16 protein-coding genes and 1 pseudogene are annotated in these 16254 nt (G+C 43.8%); 5 read left to right on the forward strand and 12 right to left on the reverse strand.

The annotated features are described in order from the left end of the window. Window positions 1–183: 183 nt before the first annotated feature. Window positions 184–1308: a site-2 protease family protein gene (locus M5J74_RS31655; protein WP_250017682.1), complete on the forward strand. Its 1125-nt coding sequence runs from the start codon at window positions 184–186 to the stop codon at window positions 1306–1308. Window positions 1309–1900: 592 nt separating this feature from the next. Here the strand turns inward: M5J74_RS31655 and M5J74_RS31660 are convergent. After that, the gene (locus tag M5J74_RS31660) at window positions 1901–2191 is read right to left on the reverse strand and encodes a hypothetical protein (protein ID WP_250017684.1); all 291 of its coding nucleotides are present in this window, start codon (window positions 2189–2191) and stop codon (window positions 1901–1903) included. A 229-nt stretch (window positions 2192–2420) separates the two neighbouring features. Beyond that, window positions 2421–3713, reverse strand: a complete 1293-nt coding sequence (locus M5J74_RS31665) for a DEAD/DEAH box helicase (protein WP_250017686.1) — start codon at window positions 3711–3713, stop codon at window positions 2421–2423. A 108-nt stretch (window positions 3714–3821) separates the two neighbouring features. Between M5J74_RS31665 and M5J74_RS33040 the strand changes: the two genes are divergently transcribed. Further along, entirely contained in the window at window positions 3822–3950 is a 129-nt protein-coding gene (locus M5J74_RS33040) for a hypothetical protein (protein WP_256498807.1), read from the forward strand. 295 nt (window positions 3951–4245) lie between these two features. Here M5J74_RS33040 and M5J74_RS31670 read toward each other — a convergent pair whose 3' ends face one another. Next, a complete protein-coding gene (locus M5J74_RS31670) occupies window positions 4246–4581 on the reverse strand; it encodes a hypothetical protein (protein ID WP_250017688.1) in 336 nt (111 codons plus the stop codon). Between the two features lie 452 nt (window positions 4582–5033). Then, window positions 5034–5321, reverse strand: a complete 288-nt coding sequence (locus M5J74_RS31675) for an RNA-binding protein (protein ID WP_250017690.1) — start codon at window positions 5319–5321, stop codon at window positions 5034–5036. A 1293-nt stretch (window positions 5322–6614) separates the two neighbouring features. Here M5J74_RS31675 and M5J74_RS31680 point away from each other — a divergent pair. From M5J74_RS31680 to M5J74_RS31690, 3 genes and pseudogenes are all read left to right on the forward strand, one after another. Beyond that, window positions 6615–7349: a hypothetical protein gene (locus M5J74_RS31680; protein ID WP_250017692.1), complete on the forward strand. Its 735-nt coding sequence runs from the start codon at window positions 6615–6617 to the stop codon at window positions 7347–7349. Between the two features lie 87 nt (window positions 7350–7436). Then, window positions 7437–8555: pseudogene (locus M5J74_RS31685) on the forward strand (IS630 family transposase). A gap of 130 nt (window positions 8556–8685) precedes the next feature. Continuing rightward, on the forward strand, window positions 8686–9486 hold the full coding sequence (locus tag M5J74_RS31690; protein WP_250017694.1) for a DUF2993 domain-containing protein: 801 nt from the start codon (window positions 8686–8688) through the stop codon (window positions 9484–9486). Window positions 9487–9498: 12 nt separating this feature from the next. Here the strand turns inward: M5J74_RS31690 and M5J74_RS31695 are convergent, their stop codons facing one another. From M5J74_RS31695 to M5J74_RS31730, 8 genes are all read right to left on the reverse strand, one after another. After that, a complete protein-coding gene (locus tag M5J74_RS31695; RefSeq protein ID WP_250016916.1) occupies window positions 9499–11085 on the reverse strand; it encodes a B12-binding domain-containing radical SAM protein in 1587 nt (528 codons plus the stop codon). A 333-nt stretch (window positions 11086–11418) separates the two neighbouring features. Continuing rightward, window positions 11419–11751: a hypothetical protein gene (locus M5J74_RS31700; protein ID WP_250017695.1), complete on the reverse strand. Its 333-nt coding sequence runs from the start codon at window positions 11749–11751 to the stop codon at window positions 11419–11421. Window positions 11752–12087: 336 nt separating this feature from the next. Beyond that, window positions 12088–12927, reverse strand: coding sequence for a fatty acid desaturase (locus M5J74_RS31705; RefSeq protein ID WP_250017697.1), 840 nt, complete (start codon window positions 12925–12927; stop codon window positions 12088–12090). Window positions 12928–13124: 197 nt separating this feature from the next. After that, the gene (locus M5J74_RS31710) at window positions 13125–13676 is read right to left on the reverse strand and encodes a pentapeptide repeat-containing protein (protein WP_250017699.1); all 552 of its coding nucleotides are present in this window, start codon (window positions 13674–13676) and stop codon (window positions 13125–13127) included. 133 nt (window positions 13677–13809) lie between these two features. Then, on the reverse strand, window positions 13810–14253 hold the full coding sequence (locus tag M5J74_RS31715; protein WP_250017700.1) for a hypothetical protein: 444 nt from the start codon (window positions 14251–14253) through the stop codon (window positions 13810–13812). A gap of 114 nt (window positions 14254–14367) precedes the next feature. Beyond that, the gene (locus M5J74_RS31720) at window positions 14368–14646 is read right to left on the reverse strand and encodes an RNA-binding protein (RefSeq protein ID WP_250018016.1); all 279 of its coding nucleotides are present in this window, start codon (window positions 14644–14646) and stop codon (window positions 14368–14370) included. Window positions 14647–15082: 436 nt separating this feature from the next. Then, on the reverse strand, window positions 15083–15388 hold the full coding sequence (locus tag M5J74_RS31725) for a P-II family nitrogen regulator (RefSeq protein WP_250017702.1): 306 nt from the start codon (window positions 15386–15388) through the stop codon (window positions 15083–15085). A 155-nt stretch (window positions 15389–15543) separates the two neighbouring features. After that, complete coding sequence (locus M5J74_RS31730; RefSeq protein WP_250017704.1) at window positions 15544–16029, reverse strand: allophycocyanin; 486 nt, start codon at window positions 16027–16029, stop codon at window positions 15544–15546. Window positions 16030–16254 lie beyond the last annotated feature (225 nt).

A 16254-nucleotide genomic window follows, 5' to 3' on the forward strand; every position in this document is an offset into this window, starting at 1 on the left:
TTTCCTGACGATGCTTGTTAACCGCACTTGAGCGGACGGATACTACGATAGTTAAATAGTTTAAAGCTTCTTCACAATTCGTTACACTAGATGGAGAAAGAGAGAAAAGGTCTGACGACAAGCCGTGTCGCGCCGCTGCCAAACTGCTCAATTTCTCAAAGTTCAAGTTTAGAGGTGCTTTATATGAACGGCACTATTTGCGTTGGTAATCTATTTAGTATTCCCTTCTACGTCGCTCCGTCCTGGTTTTTAGTTTTGGGCTTGGTGACTTGGAGTTATACCAGTGGGTTAGCAACGCAGTTCCCAGCTTGGGGTAGTTTGCTACCCTTGTTGTTGGGATTAACTACCGCTCTATTGCTATTTGCTTCAGTCTTAGCGCACGAACTAGGACACAGTTTCGTTGCCATTAGGCAGGGAATTGAAGTTAAATCGATCACTTTATTTCTGTTTGGCGGTCTTGCCAGCCTGGAGAAAGAATCAAAAACTCCCAGTGAAGCGTTTTGGGTAGCGCTCGCTGGTCCCTTAGTCAGTTTATTGTTGTTCGGGTTATTGACAACAATTAACGCTACTGTCCCATTACTAGCACCTTTCGCCGCAGTTGTAGGAACGTTGGCTTACGTGAATTTGGCGTTGGCGCTGTTCAACTTAATTCCTGGCTTACCTTTGGATGGAGGTAACATCCTCAAAGCACTAGTTTGGAAAATTACGGGTAATTCTGAAAAAGGTGTTGTCTTTGCCAGTAGAGCAGGGCAATTCATTGGCTGGTTGGCGATCGCTTCTGGCTTAATCCCCCTAGTATTGTTTGGTAGTTTTGGTAACTTCTGGAACTTAATCTTAGGTTGGTTTTTACTTCAAAATGCTACCAGGACTGCCCAATCTGCTACATTGCAGTCAACACTAAAGAAGATTAAGGTAGCAGACGCAGTAAATTTTGACAGCCCAATAGTATCAGCCGAGCTTTCTTTGAGAGAATTTGCTGATGAATCGATTCTTGGTCATGGTCAGTGGGAGAGGTTTTTAGTCACCGATCTTGAAGGGAAACTAGTTGGTACGATGACTCTAGATGCTTTAAGAGTGGTTCCTACTTCACGTTGGGCAGAAACCCAAGTGAGAGAATTGATGCAACCGATCGAGCCATCGGCGATGATTCAATCCGAGCAATCGCTACTAGAAGCAGTAAAAATCCTAGAACAACAGCAACGCTCGGCGCTACCGGTAATTGGGGAGAATGGCGTACTAGTCGGACTTTTAGAGAAAGCTGCGGTGCTGCGCTGGTTGCAAAAACGAGTACAAGCACCTGCTTATTAAGGCGGCTTTTAAAGATAGGGCAGGTCTTTTATAGATTACGCTACTAGACCGAACTTCCCCTCGACTTGACCAGAAGACCTGCCCTATCTTTAGTTGCCAGGTTAACAACAAATTCTGTCATTGCTCAAATCTCCCTCAGACTTTAAAACTCGTATCTGGGGAGTTTTTCTTAGTTGAGTTTCTCAAGAAACACATTGGGTAGTGTCAGAAATAGAAATGAGTCTCATACCAAAAGCTTGAGTCGATATTCCGTCTTTTGAAGTGTCACATACAAAATTTAGCCGCAGAATTTTCGAGCATGCTGACAGTAGAAGGGGTGCGATATTAGCAACGAGTTAATAGTGCAAAACCTCGACCAGCTAGGAATTATCGCCGAATCGGTAAGCGAGTTAGAGATTGTGGAGCCAATCAATAGACTTCCTGCATGAATGGTAGACAAATGTGCCGGTTCTAGATGGGGTAGTGAGATGGAAGCTGTCACCAGGGGAAAGTAACTAAAGAAAATGCCGGAGCTTAATTAGATTCGGTACTTTTTCTCGTCACTTTGCACTTGGTAACAGCCTCCGTAACACTACCCCAAGAACAAACGCCGTCATCCAAAAAGTGGCCCGCCCCGGCTGATGTGGAACTCGCTGTCCTCCCGCGCAGCCTCGGCTCGGCGATCGGCGATCAATTCATCAACCAACGATACCGATACAGGAATATACTGAGCAATCAGCTGTTGCGCACGCCGAATGACTTCCATCCTTGGAATCGCCCGAAGTTCACCGTCTTCCACACGAAGAAGTAATTGATCGCCAATATTGAAATGCAATGCTTTCCGGATATGGGAGGAGGCAACAAGCCTACCGCCGGAATGCATCTTCGACAGGAAGCGTAACAAATTAGCCTGATTTGTAGTATGGGCTTTGAGGGATTCAAATCACTGAGAATATCTAATGAGAAAATTGGGTTTCTAAGGTAATTTTCACAATAGCAAGGCTTTAACTCAGTTTAAGACTACAGATGTGGCAAAAACACCATGATTTGTTACGCTCCTATGAGTACAACAGCGGCAATTTCGCTGTGACCCTACTACCTATCTAGCATCTTTGGAGCAAAAACTTCTCCAGCTAGTTTTGCCGCTCTAGTTTTTTTTGAATCCGCCTTCCTACTGAAGTGGACTTTTGGGTGGGTTTCGGTTCGGATGGTATCTGAGGCTTTGCCCGGTTACTGCGACGTGGCTTAGAGCGCTTACGATTTGGTTGCTCTAGCTCCAATTCGACTGGAGAGATTGGCTCATATCCTGAAATTACTTTTTTAACCAGGGTTTGGTTGAGCAATTGTTCAATGTTATCAAGAAGGGAATATTCATCTTTGCACACCAAGGAAACAGCTCGTCCTGGCTGACCAGCGCGACCTGTTCGACCAATGCGATGCACGTAATCTTCTGGTACATTAGGCAGTTCAAAGTTTACTACGTGAGGGAGCTGCTCGATGTCTAGTCCCCGTGATGCTACGTCAGTAGCCACTAATACCCGCACCTTGCCCTGCTTAAAATCGTTCAGTGCTCGCGTTCGGGCTGCTTGAGTTTTGTTACCATGAATCGCGGCAGTTTTTAGCCCATCTTTAGCAAGCTGTTCGGCTAGTCGGTTAGCACCATATTTGGTGCGGGTGAAAACTAGCACCTGTTTCCAGTTGTGGAAACTAATCATATAAGCAAGCAGTTCTCGCTTGCGCTCCCGAGCGACGGGATGAACCACCTGTTCCACTTGTTCCGAGGCAGTATTGCGGCAGGCAACTTCAATTAGGCTGGGAGATTTTAGTAGGGTGTTGGCAAGTTGCTGAATTGTTTTAGAGTATGTGGCAGAAAACATCAGCGTTTGCCGAGAAGAGGGTAGCTTTGCCAGAATTTTGCGAATGTCGTGAATAAAACCCATATCTAACATTCGATCGGATTCATCCAGCACCAGTATTTCTATTTGAGACAGGTCAACGGTCTTTTGCTCTAGGTGATCGAGCAACCGACCAGGTGTGGCGACTAGAAGATCAACCCCCCGACGCAGCGAGTGAATTTGCTGTCCAATTCCAATGCCGCCATAGATCACTGCCACGCGTAAGGATAAGTATTTCCCATAGGTTTTGGCGCTATCGCTGACTTGGGCTGCGAGTTCACGAGTAGGAGTTAGGATCAGAGCGCGAGGAGTGCGATGCCCCTGACTGGGGCTGGTGTTACCCAGACGTTGTAGTAGAGGCAGGGTAAATCCAGCGGTCTTGCCCGTTCCGGTTTGAGCACTGGCAAAAATGTCTTGTCCGAGTAAGATTGTGGGAATTGCTTGCCGCTGAATCGGGGTTGGCTGGGTGTAGCCCTGCTCCGCGACAGCACGAAGCAGGTCGCTCGAAAGACCGAGGTCACGAAATGTCATAGATCTAATTGCTCCTAATGCTGCTCCCATCCCAAATCAAAAGCTGGGACCAGTCTAAGAGCAATAAACTTGTGGTTCCAGTTGGATGGCTTAAATGAGCTGCTTCCAATGTGCCAGGAACAGACCGGAATGAACTGGCAGACGTTCATCCTAACAGAAATTGTGAAAAGTATCCGGGGAAGGTTAGCATCTGCTACGCCGATCGCAGCGTCTTCCTATCTCAAGCAATTTTTCTAATTATTTATTGGTGGAAGGATAATAGTGCCAAAGCGGCACTATTATCCTTCCAATGCAATTTGGCTTGCGTTAGGTAGCGTAACAAATCGAGATGTTATTGTCACACTTGTAGTATTTTATTGATTTAGAGACCGGTTATTGACAAAATAGATGTCGGAAAACCTGATTTCCCATTGGTTCTTCTCAATAACTTTTGTGTTCCCATAACTATACTACAAAACATTTTGATTTGTTACGCTCCCAAAGGGATAATTCAGGTTAGCTCTTTATTAAACGCGAATCTGCGGCAAAATTCTCATCGCACGGCTTCTAGAAAGCGGTAGTCGTGCATCCAATCTTTCCCCTGCAGGTCACTCAAAACTGCAATTCGGCCTGTGCTTAAAAATGCCAGCTTGAAAATTTCCCACTGCTCATCCGCGATCTCACCCTGCTGCGAGCTGACACCTCCCTCCTCCCAGATGACGGACACTTCTCTACCCCCAGCAATCTCGAAGTGTCCCATGCGTGTAATCCGACCCAGGTGCCACTCAAACTCGGCTCCGGCTTGCTTTGCTTGAGCCTCCTCAAGTGCTTCGGTACCAGAGTGGTGAGTTTGCTGCCCTTCGTTTTCTGATGATTTCTGCTTTGCCATGAATGGTTGCCTTACTTCTTTTCTATGAATTACTTTCGTTGATCCTACCTTTAGCTGTTTTATCTATGGTTCGGTTGAAACAACCGTTAGCGTCTTGACGAGTGCTCGACTTACCTGTCAACCACAGACTATTGCCACAGTCGTTCTTGCTATCGCGTGAATATCCTGAGCGCTGCCATCAGTGACACTTGAAGCTGCCTAAGGTCTTGGTTCAACCGCGCTTTGCGTCCAACACTTTCTAAGCTCGTAGGTAACAGAGTCTTAAATCACTAAACCTATTGCTTAAAAGCTAGTCTTATTAACAGCTTTACAAAACTATTATTTCTCTAATAGTCGGATTCTGAAAAACTTTGACTTAAATGACTACTGAACAGTGAATGGCAATTTAGTAACAGAAAAGGATAGAGTGTTTATCGCCTTCAAGACATTAAAATTGATTTTTGTCTTGATGCTTAGTAACGTTTAGAATATCCGCCTCTGCTGTTTCCTCCTCTGTCTTCGCGAGGCTTAGCTTTATTCACCTTGAGAGCGCGACCCATCCATTCAGCACCATCAAGTGCCTCTATGGCCGCATCTTCTTCTGCTTCTGTACTCATTTCTACAAAACCAAAGCCGCGCGGACGACCTGTTTCACGGTCAGTAGGTAACTGTACCCGCTTTACAGAACCGTACTCTGCAAATACGCTGCTTAAGTCTTCTTGTCCAACCTCAAAAGAAAGATTGCCTACATAAAGTGACATTAATTGTCTTCCAAATCACAAAAGTGTAGAGATATAGATTTTGGAGAACTGCCTGTCAATACCAAAAGGAAGAAGCCTATCAATATTAGAACCAAATGCTGTAACCTAATTTATTCTCATCAACTACGTTAGCACAGTATTTAGTTAAGTGCATCGACGTTCCTAAAGGGAATTGAGCCAAGATACTGTTGGCGAAACATTATTCTCCTGATTTATCCCTAATTGAGTTGTGTTGGTAAGAACACCTCTGTGGAGGGTTGTGTTGTAAAAAGTAGTGGTAGTCTGGTAAGGGTAGTATTTGTACTTAGCATACTTGCCTAACCCACCGCGTCTATGAATCCAAAGCACTCGTTCAACAAGATGATGTTGGAGATAAAGTGTCGCTATTCAAACAAAGATTGGAGTGTCATTTAGAACAAGAACAGAAAAAATTAACCTCTTCACCTTATCATCTTTGCGACACAACCGATTTTTCAGAACGCTCTTGCACCACCTTGTTTGAATATGGTAGTCTATTTCCTATTAATCAAAGCAACTCAATAAAGTCAGCAAAATTTCCTCAATCAGCTTTGCCGATTTGAGAAGTATGGTTGTTACGAGACAACACTGAGAGTGTGCTCTAGCCGTTTTTAGAAGTAGGATTAGTGTCTTTAAAATGAATCTGTAGCATAGTCTAGTAAAATGGAGAAATCTACTTGTGTTCGTCTAGATAAAAAGTTTTTCCCTATTTTCGGCACGACGCTGCGATGCCAAGGAAACTTAACTAGTCCTAGTCATTTCAAAGATATATAGGCTCCGAATTCTGTAGGTTTAGAAGAAGGGATATACTGCGGTTTTGACCTTTCTGTAGAGTTATCAAGAATACACTAATAACGATTAAAATTATTACTCGTCGTATCTCAATCTCGTAGAACGAATGTTTATTAGTTAGTGAAGTAGGATTGTTAATTCAAACAATTCGCTCTCAATACTTTTATCTATAAACATAGGTTTACTAAATTTTATTTAACAGATATCTAGCGCTCGTATTTGATTTTTTAAATAAATATTAATTCAATCATGGTAAATAACTGAAATTTACTTGTAAAAAGAAGGCGATAATTTAGAGCTTTAAGCAGTTTTTGGTAGAGACAAAATATCTAAAATCATGGTCTACTTTGCACAGGTAGTCTGCGTCTACCTAATAGCTAGGGTAGCCTACTTCGTCAGACCTATCTATTCGATCACTGTCTATCTAATCCGGGGAATACGTGAGTTTTGAATCTTCTTGTTGAATGAATTGAAGAAAATAACGTGAAACTAATCTATCGAGTAGTAGCACTAGCAACAATTGCCACAATTGTCGCTTATAGTCAATCAAGTCGCAGCCAAGTTCCTACAGCTTCCCAGCAATTAACTTTGAGGAATGTAGACCTGAAGCAGAAAAACGGTTCGATGAAAAAAGTGGGTTCTGCTCTAGCCTCGCTGCACGCCGCTCAAGCCAGCAACTCGCTTAGTTCTTATCTCAAGCACTCTAAAATACCAGTCCACGGCGATCGCGTAGTGATTAATGCTGTTGCTGCTGGTACTCCATCTACCCTACTTACCAAACTGAAGCAGATGGGCTTACAGAAAGCTGCAATCTATGGCAGTATCATTTCGGGTTTGCTGGAGATCGAGGACATTGACGAATTAGCTAGATTAGATAGCCTAAAATTTGTTCGTCCAGCCTACAGACAGAGCAATGTAGGGTTGACTACCAGTCAAGGAGATCGAGCCATGCGAGCTGACGTTGCCCGAAGGAAATTTAACGTGGATGGAACTGGAGTGACGGTGGGTATACTATCGGATAGCTTTAATAATCTTGGTGGAGCAGCTGAGGATATAGCTAGCGGTGACTTACCTAAGAAAATCGATGTATTGAGTGAGTTACCGGAAGGCGGTACTGACGAAGGTCGAGCGATGATGCAGCTCGTTCATGATGTAGCTCCTGGTGCTGACTTAGCATTTCATACAGCAGGTCTGGGTCGAGCTGATTTTTTTTGCTAACGGCATTCTGCGCCTAGTAGTTTGCCAAAGTGATTTTGACAAGCAGGATTCTATCTGAGAAGATAGTCTAAAAAACCTTCTCAAGCTATGCCAGTTAAATATCGTGTTAACTTGACTTCAGAAGAACATAGCCACTTAGTAGATTTGACAAACAAAGGCAAAACTTCAGCCCGTGTTTTGAAACGAGCACAAATTTTACTGTTGGCAGACCAAGGTTATCAAGATGAAACGATTGCCTCAATACTAATGGTAGGAGAATCAACAGTTCATCGTACACGTCAAAGGTATGTGGAAGAAGGAGTGGAACTAGCCTTAAGCGAACGTCCACGCTCGGGCAGAGAGAAAAAATTGACCGCCTCTTCAGAAGCTTTTTTAATTGCAACAGCCTGTAGCGACCCACCATCTGGGCGCGAGGGTTGGACAATGCAATTGTTAGCCGAACGATTGATTAGTCTGCAATTAATCGATAGCATTTCGGATGAAACAGTGCGTACCACACTGAAAAAAACAAAATCAAACCTTGGCTGAAACAAGAATGGTGTATTGGAGAAATAAATGCCGAATATATTTATCGGATGGAAGACTTACTCTACCTATATGCTGAATCTTTTAACGTCTTTGAGCCAATAGTTTGTTTTGATGAAAGACCATTACAACTGTTATCCGATCTCGTAGAACCACTTCCTGGTGAACCAGGACAACCACCACGAATAGATTATCAATACTCTCGGGAAGGGATGTGTAACTTATTCGTGTTTTACGCTTTGCACTATGGCTGGCGACATGTAGAAGTAACAAAATCAAGAACGAAACAAGATTTTGCGTACTCTGATGAAAGATTTAGTCGATGTTTATTTCCCGAGAGCCTATAAGATTCGGGTAGTTTTAGACAACTTAAATACTCATACTCCGGCGGCTTTATATGAAACCTTCCCAGCTCAAGAAGCTAGACGAATTCTCGATTGTTTAGAGTTTCATTACACTCCTAAACATGGGAGTTGGTTGAATCAGGTAGAAATTGAAATTTCCGTTCTCTCTCGTCAGTGTTTAGAGCGCCGTATTCCCGATCTAGAAACTTTACGCCAAGAAATTCAGGCTTGGGAAAAACAACGCAATCACCAAAAAGCTAAAATCGATTGGCGTTTTGCAGCTTCAGATGCCAGAGTGAAATTCCAACGATTTTATCCTACCTTAAACCTGTCATAATTTTCTTGGCAGACTACTAGGTCACTTTATTCTTGTTTCCAATGCCCTGCTAGCATCACTGCTTGGGTACCTCCTGAACTAGTTGCTTAGCGTTTGTATCCAGTCGAAGAACTTTCATAGCCGCATTTCTATGTTCAGCAGCCTCACTAGTTTGACTTTGACTAATACTATGGGAAGCGATTGGGGAGAGCGGCTACTCAACACCGTTGCCAACAAAACGATTCGCTATCTATTTACTCAAAGCGAGTCAGTAGAAGTCTCGATCCACTGCTATCCTTCCAGTAAACTCTTGCAGGGTAGCATCGACAGCTTCAAAATGAGCGGTCGGGGACTTGTCATCCGCCAAGAATTTCGGGCGGAAGAAATGACCCTCATCACTGATGCCGTAGCAATTGACTTTAGTAGTCTTTTGCGCGGCAAACTAGCTTTAGTGCAACCCACCCAAGCCATTGTTCGAGTCACTCTTTCAGAAGCAGGGATCGATCGCGCTTTTGGGGCAGAGCTGGTGAGAAAGCGCCTCCAAAACCTCTATCTACCTGCTTTATCCAATATATCTGGTGGTAATTCAATCTCTTTTGAAGCTGTGCGGCTACAGCTATTAGCCAACAATCGGGTACAGATTTGGGCTAATGCCAATCTAAGCAACGGCGAACTCGTGCCGATTAGTCTGAGTGTAACCATAACCATCGAGCGACGATGCCGCCTTGCTTTTTGCGAACCGAAGTTTGAAGCAGATAGCGTACCAGAATCTCGACGAGAAATCTCTCAAACCCTAAGCATCATATTGGTAGAAATTTTAGATCGCATGGTCGATTTGGATCGCTTCGATCTCGATGGCATCACGCTCCGACTCAACCAATTGGAAACCCAAGAAAAACTGTTGATTTTCAGCGGCTACGCCCAAATTGAGCGCATCCCCGCCAACTCCTAGTTTGCTAGTAAATCACGTGCTGACATGCATGAGTGCTTTAACTGGTAGCGTCGCTTCTGTCAGTGGGTCGTAGCCTAGTTGCTGGGTAATTCGCTCTCTTGCTAAAGTGCGGTATTCCCAGAAATGCTCTCCAGCCGCACACAGCCCCAGATACATATTCAGAACTTGAGGTTTGGTACGCACGATTACCCACAACTGTCGCCAAAATTGCGCCCGAATTTCAGCTCGTCGCCAGCCCTGATGCCAGATCAACCGTGCTAATAGCCGCAGCCCTTTGCCTGGAGCAAAGTACATACTCTGTCTTCTTCCAGTAGGGGGAACAATGTTAAGGCATTGCTCAAAACAGCGCTTGAGATAGTTTGCGGGTTCGTACAACGTCCAGAAGCCTTCTACATACTCTCTAGCAATTTCAGCAACTGGTCGAGTGGGGATGAAATTCATCAACGTGTTTTGATCCCCGACTGGGGTGATACCGATGCCCTCTAATAAACGCTGTTCTGCTTTCAGCCGATTCCAAAGGGCAGTATTAGGCAAGGCTTGCAAAATTCCCAGCATCGGTTGAGGAATACTAGTTTGTTCCACAAATGCTTGAATTCGTTCTCCAGCGCCCGAGCGTTCTCCGTCAAAGCCCAGGATAAAACCTGCGTAAATCAATAATCCTGCCTGATTAATCTTGCGACAGGCTTCTATTAGCGGGTTACGGGTATTTTGCAACTTGCGAGTGGTTTGCAGGCTATCAGTATCTGGAGTTTCGATACCAAGAAAGACGGCGTAGAACCCTGCTTCTTGCATGAGTTGTAGCAGTTCATCATCCTCTGCTAGGTTAACCGAGGCTTCAGTGATGAATGTGAAGGGATAGCTGCGTTCCTTCATCCAAGGAATCAATTCTCGTAGGAACCGTTTGACATTGCGCTGATTCCCAATAAAATTGTCGTCAACGATGAAAAGCGACCCCCGCCAGCCTAAGTCGTAGAGATTTTGCAACTCTGCTAAGGTCTGACTTGGTTCCTTAGTGCGCGGTTTACGACCATAAAGCGTGATAATGTCACAGAATTCGCAGTTGAAGGGGCAGCCGCGAGAAAACTGAATTGCCATCATGAAGTAGGCATCCCGCTGGAGCAGATCGAAGCGGGGAATCGGGCTAGTGGTAACGTCAGGCTTCTCGGTAGCGCGAAATATTCCTTGTTGTTGACCTTGGGAAAGTGCTTCTAGAAATTGCGGGATAGTTAGCTCGCCTTCATCCAGTACCAAATAATGCGCTCCAGAGGCGAGGGCATCTTGAGGAACTGAAGTTGGATATGGTCCCCCCACTGCCACCTTCTTGCCCAACCGTACAGCTTTTTGAATCAGGGCGTGGAAGTCCGGTTTCTGAACCAGCATGGCAGAAAGAATAACCATGTCGCACCACTGCCAATCGCCATCTGTTTCCTGGTTTACATTACGGTCATAAAACCTAATTTCCCAATCCTTTGGCAGCATTGCTGCAACTGTAATAATTCCCAATGGCGGAATGACTGCTTTGAGTCCAGCCATTTCCATACAGCGATCGTAAGACCAGAAAGACTGGGGAAAACAAGGGTAGAGCAAGAGTGCCTTCATATACGAAGTTTCCTTGTATAGACTGGATTTTAAGTTTGAAGAAGCGCGATCGCATCAGTGATTTCTACTTCTGATGGGAATAGGAAAGCCTTTGACACTACAATCAATAATGGTTTCAGATACTTGCTTTAGATTAACGTAAGTGCAACTTCTACCTGCTACACTTAGCATTTTACCGGAATCAAACCCAAGTTCAACATGCAACTAAGAATGTTCTTTTAATTGACAGTTGCAGGGCATTGTCTTCAAATAAAGTTACACTCACTTGGAAATCGCGTTCGTATTCTCCATCAAATAGTCAAGCTCATCTCCCACCAAGGTGATGCCACATACCTAGTAGAGCAGCAGTGACCAATCCGTTGCCAAGCGTTTGCGTAAGAGAATCGCTCCTAAATTGGCGCACAGACAGATACTTCCTAAGCATAATAAAATGTATGTAGGAGCCATGACTACCCCAACCAGGAACCAAGTAAATACGTGTAGCATCATCGCTATAGCAAAGATACTAGCAATACCAGCGGCTTGCCATACCTGGGTAGCTGGGCGATGTAGCACTGTGAGGATTGCTGTTAAGGATGTAGCAACCAGATTGGCTGGAATCAGAAATGCACAAATGCCAATGCAGTAGTGCCTGGAAAACTCAGCTAAGGTATTGAAGTCGAACATTAGTTCTCCTAAGTGAAGCTGTCAAATCTCAGACAGAGCTTCGACATATATCTGAAATCATAGTGGGATTTTGAAAGGTTTACATCCCTAAATAGGTTCAAACTTAACTAAGTAGTGTTCTCCTTGTGGGACTGGCTCAGTTATCAAAGTTAAATACGGCAATACGTTAGCTTCGATCTATCCAATCTAAAAAGGTGGTAAGCAGAAACCTCGCCCAGGGGAGGGAATTTGTCATGAAGACTTTAGTAGCAAATTCAAAATTTCCTATCTGGAACAACGTAAGGCTTGAAAAATAGCATTCGCCTTTTCAACAAGCCAAGCTTCGATCGCGAGTTATTAGGCTGTCGGTGGTAGGATAATTCTCCGAGCTAACCCCATTTGCTTCAGGAGCAGAATTGCCCACCAGGTCAGATCGATTTCCCACCATTTCCAGCCTGCTTTTGCCACATTAGGATAGGCATGATGGTTGTTGTGCCATCCCTCTCCGTAGGTGAGAATTGCTGCCCACCAGAGGTTACGAGAGTTATCGTTTGAATCATGGCTGCGATATCCCGTGATGTGACTTGCAGAGTTGATCAGCCAAGTACTGTGCCAGAGCAAGACTGCTCTGATAAATAATCCATAGATAACGAATGACCAACCCCCAAGCAGGTATAGCCCAACTCCAAGTGGGATTTGCAGCAGTAGGTAATAGCGATCGAGCCAACAGTAGAACGCATCTTTTGCTAAATCCGGTGCAAATTTCCGGTTGGATTCGTACTCAAAAAACTCTGGACGTTTGTACAGTAGCCAACCCATGTAGCTCCACCAAAAACCCCGTTTTGCAGAGTAGGGATCTTTGTCAATGTCTTCGGTGTATGTGTGATGTCTGCGATGCCCCGCGACCCAAAAAATCGGACCACCTTGCAACGCTAGCGAACCGATTAGGGCGAACGCGTATTCCAATCCCTTCGGCACTTGCAAACTACGATGAGTTAGCAATCGATGGTACCCCAAGCAAATGCCAATACTGCCAAATAACCAGTGAAGGAAGATTGCTACTCCCACAGCTGACCAGGAGAAAAACCAAGGTGCTAATAAAGCTAGGGCATGAACTGCCGCAAAAAACGTTACGCTCGTCCAATTTAACACGAGCGGCTGACCGTTCTCGCGGTCAGTTCCAACCATATTCGTCATGAAAACCTTACTTATTACTTATCTTTCTCATCGTAGCCAGGTATCTTGCCGCTCGTGTCGGCCTAGAGTTTGAAGTAGCTGTACTGCTAAAGTAGAGGACTACAAAGCATTGGAATGTTAAGTAGAATACACACTATCTTCACAACTTTAGGCTGTTTAGCGTGACGATAACTACAGCAGGTCTAATCACAATTCAATCAGCCGATCGTGCACTCTGGTTCGTTTGCTTCAACCCAACCCGTTCTCCTCATATTTGCTGCTTCAATATCTGCTCCACTAAGGTCTGCATTCTCTAGATATGCCCCATCTAAATCTGCCCCACCTAGCTTTGCCTCCTTTAAATTAGCTCCGCTCAAATCTGCTCCCCTCAAATCTGCATGACTTAAATCTGCATGACTTAAATTTGCTCCATTCAAGTTTGCCCCACCTAGTTTGACACCGCTTAAGTCTGCTCCACTTAAATTGGCATCAGTCAAGTTTGCCCCACTCAAATCTACATCAATCAATTCTGCACTCATCAGGCAGACTTCAATCATGTTTGCATCAGCCAGGCTCACCTGATTCAGTTTTGCTTGACTTAGATGTGCGGCGGCCAAATCAGCCCCCCTTAAGTCTGCTTCAATTAAGTGCGCTCCATTTAAGTGCGTCCCAACCAGATTTGCATTAGTCAAACATGCATGAACCAGGTTAACGTTGCTAAAGTCACGTTCTCCTGCTGCGTATCGTTTTAGAAGTTCTTGAGCATCCATATCTTTTTTCTCCTAACAACTTGTCAAACTGTTTTGTAAATCGATTTTGTCACAGGCTGTCATCTCAGCCTAAAGCCAGTTGCACTACTCACAAGTCTTAAGCTGCTTGGTCATGGCGATCGCTATGCAAAGGTTAATAAACTGGCATTTCTTGGTAACAGTGACTGCAACGCCAGTAAATTCCTTCCAAATCTATATGACGGAGCAAAATGTACGAGCAACAAGGGCAAGCAGACTTACTCAATATAGATTGCCCAGTATATACGGCTAGATTTTCTTGACTGCTTCCAGTTGGATCGCGCTCCAGCGAGCGAAGAGAATTATTTAATAAAACTTGCATTTCTCTAACCTTGTTTTGTTGATATTCGGCTGAACTTTTACCAGGCACTGCAGCAATTTGTAGTTGAATCCATAGCTCTTCTTTGCACTTCAAGTTTAAAATCTCTCGATTTTTAATCCCTAAAGCTTTTAAACATTTAACTATGTCTTTTTTCTCAAGTGACTGCGAGCGTAATTCTCTAGCAACAAAACGGGCAAAGTTAAGTGAGACAACTAGAGGAATTAAAACAAAAAACATTTGAACCTCATAGTAGTAGAAATCCACTCACAACAGTACGCATCTCCTATTTTTTCCTGCACTGCTGCATTCTTGTAGATTTACTCGCTAGAAATATCAAAAAAGTAAGTGCTTCTAGCTAAAATTTGCTACAAATGGTACAACGTCTTCTAACTCAATTCTAGCTCTATTAGCTATGATGATACGCCCCATCCATTCAATGCCCCTGAGCATCTGAATTGCTGAGATTTCTTCGGCACATGTTTCCATTTCTACAACAGCAAATCCTCTGTTCTTACCAGTTTTCTGGTTCGTAGGTACATGCACTTGTTTCACAATTCCATATTCTAAAAATATCCGCTTGAGATCGTCTGCTTTGACCTCATCAGATAGATTCCCTATATAAACTGATATACAATACCTCCCAGATCTACTTGGGTGTAGAGATTTAGCTCCGGGAAGATGTCTATGGCACAGTGTCTAATGCTTAGTCACGTAGCCGAAAATAATTCTCGTTAATTTAATCTTAGCATAAAATACTCGCTCGCGCTTAAAAAACTGATTCTCAATCGTCTGGCAATTTTCTCCAGCTAGGTCAACCAGTATATAAACGAAAAGGTATGAAGTGAAACCTGAAGATGTAGCATAAATGCCATCCTTAAGGTATAGGTGTATTAGTTTGCTGGATTGCGCTCCGATGACCTTACCTAAGCATTTAAACTAGGCTGATAATTAGAGCCATTAAGCCACAAATTTTTTAGGTGTTGAATTGTTTATTAGCAGTAGTTTCAATGCCAATAAGACAGCTTTCTCAGTGAATTTTTAATCTTCTCAAACTCACTTTTAACAATCAATACAAGGCTTCTACTTTTTGTCGAAAGGCAATTAAGGCATACTTGCCCTGATGCTCTTTGAGTGCTAAGAAAAGAGTATCAGATATTTCTGGCGACACAATCGTCTTGATTTCAAAATTAGTGTTGTAGCCTGCCATATCTCCTAACCGTCTGCCGTGACCACCCTCACCCTGCGCTTGAATGATAGTATAGCCACTGACATTGTGGCTTTTCAGTAATTGGACAATGCTATCTTTGAGTACTGTTTCACCGATAATAGTGACCAGAACGGCGGATTGAATTGGGGTGGCTTCGGATGACATAGAAAACTCCATTTTAGTATTAGGTTTTACTCTGTGTCATTTAACCAATTTTATCCGACCAGACCGACCAAAGCTTAAATAGCTCGGCACAATTCCAATCGGAGTTATGTTACATAGACCTAAAATACTTACATCAATCGGGAAAAGCCATTACTTTACTGCATGGCAGCGATTAAGTAGTCGAAGTAAGCACCAGCTTCGCCAGCGTCTTCTCCAGACATCATCGTACTGGTGACATTCTTCATGGCTCGGACGCTCTCGACCACAGCTTCGATGGGAGTCCCCAGAGATCTGTACATTTGGCGGACACCAATCACCCCAATTTCTTCAATTGGCGTAGCATCACCAGCCACAATAGCGTATGTAATCAAACGCAGATAGTAATCCATGTCTCGCAAACAAGTTGCAGTCATTTCCCGACCGTAGGCGTTGCCTCCAGGAGAAACAATGTCCGGTCGTCTTTGAAACAGTTGACTTCCCGCTTGTTTAATAATGCCTTCTCGATTAGCTGTTAGCACTTGAGCAAGGCGCAAGCGGCGATCGCCACTTTGGGCTAAGATCTTGATCTGCTCCAGTTCGCCAGGGGTAGGATAGCGGGTTTCTGCGTCGGCGTTAACAATCAACTTTTTGACAATACTCATGAATGGATTCCTTTAAAGAAATGAGAGCGAATTTATTCAAACCATCGCGATTCAATGTAATTATTAGGTCTTAACTTTTTATTAACTTCAACCTAATGGAACGATCTCTTTTATTATTTAGTGCATTTTATTTCCTGTTTTGAAAATCGTTGTTCTGTTAAGCAATATCATTGAAAACTATTACTGTAACAGAAGCATAATTATTTGGCTAAGTGGATGAAAGAA

It is taken from the genome of Chroococcidiopsis sp. CCNUC1, assembly GCF_023546805.1.
Taxonomy (GTDB): domain Bacteria; phylum Cyanobacteriota; class Cyanobacteriia; order Cyanobacteriales; family Chroococcidiopsidaceae; genus Chroococcidiopsis; species Chroococcidiopsis thermalis.